This is a genomic window from Streptomyces sp. SID5910, assembly GCF_009862125.1.
GTDB lineage: Bacteria > Actinomycetota > Actinomycetes > Streptomycetales > Streptomycetaceae > Streptomyces.
In genome coordinates, this window is the sequence record NZ_WWHX01000181.1 from 1 (window position 1) to 2108 (window position 2108).

The 2108-nt window shown below is 73.4% G+C and carries 2 protein-coding genes; both read right to left on the reverse strand.

Annotated elements, in window-relative coordinates:
* Positions 1 to 93 precede the first annotated feature (93 nt).
* Entirely contained in the window at positions 94 to 936 is an 843-nt protein-coding gene (locus GTW67_RS06405) for a Pro-rich N-terminal domain-containing protein (RefSeq protein ID WP_161163823.1), read from the reverse strand.
* 193 nt (positions 937 to 1129) lie between these two features.
* Positions 1130 to 2108, reverse strand: a 979-nt coding sequence (gene aroB / locus GTW67_RS06410; RefSeq protein WP_161163824.1) for a 3-dehydroquinate synthase, incomplete at its 5' end; no start/stop codon positions are given.

Here is a 2108-nt window from a genome sequence, read left to right on the forward strand (position 1 = left end):
GGGGTGGGGGGTGGGGTTGTTCGGCGGCTTGCGGTTGGTGGGGCTTCTCGCGCAGTTCCCCGCGCCCCTTTGGGGCGCTCCCTCACCCGGCGCTTACCAGGTCGGGGGGCTGGCTATGGAGCGGGCGAGGACCTCGTCGAGGAGACGGGCGGTTTCCGGGACGTCGAGTTGGGAGTTGTCGATGATCGGGAGGCCCGAGCCGTACCAGCCGGCCATGCGGCCGTGGATGCGGGCGACCTCCTCGTCGGTGAGGCGGCGGTTCCCGCTGCGTTCGGCGTTGCGCTCCAGGACGATGTCCAGGCCCGGCAGGAGGACGACCGGGAGCAGGCCGGGTCCGACGTGCCGCTTCCAGCCGCCGAGGCCGACGACCGGGCGGTCCGGGAAGACCGCGTCGTCGAGGATGCAGGAGATGCCGTTGGCGAGGAAGTTGCGCGCGGAGAAGCCGCAGGTGCGGCGGGCGAGGCGGTACTGGGCCTCGGAGTTCTCGTTCCACCCGGACTGGGGGTCGGCGAAGCCCGAGCGGACCCACTCGCGCACGTCGTCGAGGCTGATGTGGGCGGTGGGGACCCTGCGGTGGTCCGCCCAGTACTTGGCGACGCTGGTCTTGCCCGCGCCCGCGGGGCCGATGAGCAGCACCGCGAGGCAGGTGGTCGCCGGGTCGGGCACGGCGGCCGCGGCGGGCGGCATGCTGGGCGCGGCGACGGGACCGCCGGGCGGCAGCGGGACGTGCCCGGTGGTGTCCGGCACGGGTGGCGGGACCTGCTGCGGCGGCCCGGGGTGCGGGGCCTGCATGGGGTATCCCGGCGCCGTGGGCGGGGGCACGGGGGCGGAGCCCTGGTGCGGGCCCGGGTGGTGTGCGGCCGGGGACCAGCCGACGGCCGGTCCGTGCCCCGGCTGAGGGGGCGGCGGCAGCGGAGAACCCACTGCGTGCTGCATCCGGTGCCACTCCGTCTCGTACAGGCGATGGGCGCTGACAGCGGGAGGGGTACCCGCTCTCCCACAGCCTAGAGGGCGTGGGAGGGGCCCCGACCGAACGGTACCGTCCCCGGCCGTCCTTTGGTGAACGGCCGGGGGCGGTCCGAAGTGCCCGCCCCGCAAGGCGAATCGGACGGAAGGTGCGACGGGGGACTTACTCGCCCACCTCGCCGTAGGCGGCGAGGAGGACGGCCGGGTCGGGACCCTCCAGGACGGTGGGCTTGGCCAGGCCGTCCAGGACGATGAAGCGCAGCAGGTCGCCGCGGGACTTCTTGTCGACCTTCATGTTCTCCAGCAGCTTGGGCCACTGGTCGTAGCGGTAGTGGAGGGGCAGGCCGACCGCTTCGAGGATGCTGCGGTGGCGGTCGGCGGTGGCGTCGTCAAGGCGGCCCGCGAGGCGGCCCAGTTCGGCGGCGAAGTGCATGCCGACGGAGACTGCGGCGCCGTGGCGCCACTTGTAGCGCTCGTTCTTCTCGATGGCGTGGCCGAGGGTGTGACCGTAGTTCAGGATCTCCCGCAGGCCCGCCTCCTTCAGGTCGGAGGAGACGACCTCGGCCTTGACCTTGATGGAGCGCACGATCAGCTCGGCCGTGTGCGGCCCGGCCGGGGTGCGCGCGGCCTCGGGGTCGGACTCGATCAGGTCGAGGATCGCCGGGTCGGCGATGAAGCCGGCCTTGATGACCTCGGCGAGGCCCGAGACGTAGTCGTTGACCGGGAGGGAGTCCAGGGCGGCGAGGTCGCACAGGACGCCGGCCGGCGGGTGGAAGGCGCCGACGAGGTTCTTGCCCTCGGCGGTGTTGATGCCGGTCTTGCCGCCGACGGCCGCGTCCACCATGGCGAGGACGGTGGTCGGCACGGCGATCCAGCGCACACCGCGCAGCCAGGTCGCGGCCACGAAACCGGCGAGGTCGGTGCTGGCGCCGCCGCCGACGCCGACGATGACGTCGGTGCGGGTGAACCCGGACTGGCCGAGCGCCTTCCAGCAGTAGGCGGCGACCTCGGCGGTCTTGGCCTCCTCGGCGTTGGGCACCTGGATGGCCACCGCGTCGTAACCCTGCTCGGCTAGGTCGGCGCGCAGCGCGTCGCCGGTCTCGGCGAGGGCCTCGGGGTGGATCACGGCGACCCGCTTGGCC

Bases quoted from the DNA above. Each gene is read 5' to 3' on its own strand.
- GTW67_RS06405 (WP_161163823.1), bottom strand. From the start codon at position 936: ATGCAGCACGCAGTGGGTTCTCCGCTGCCGCCGCCCCCTCAGCCGGGG.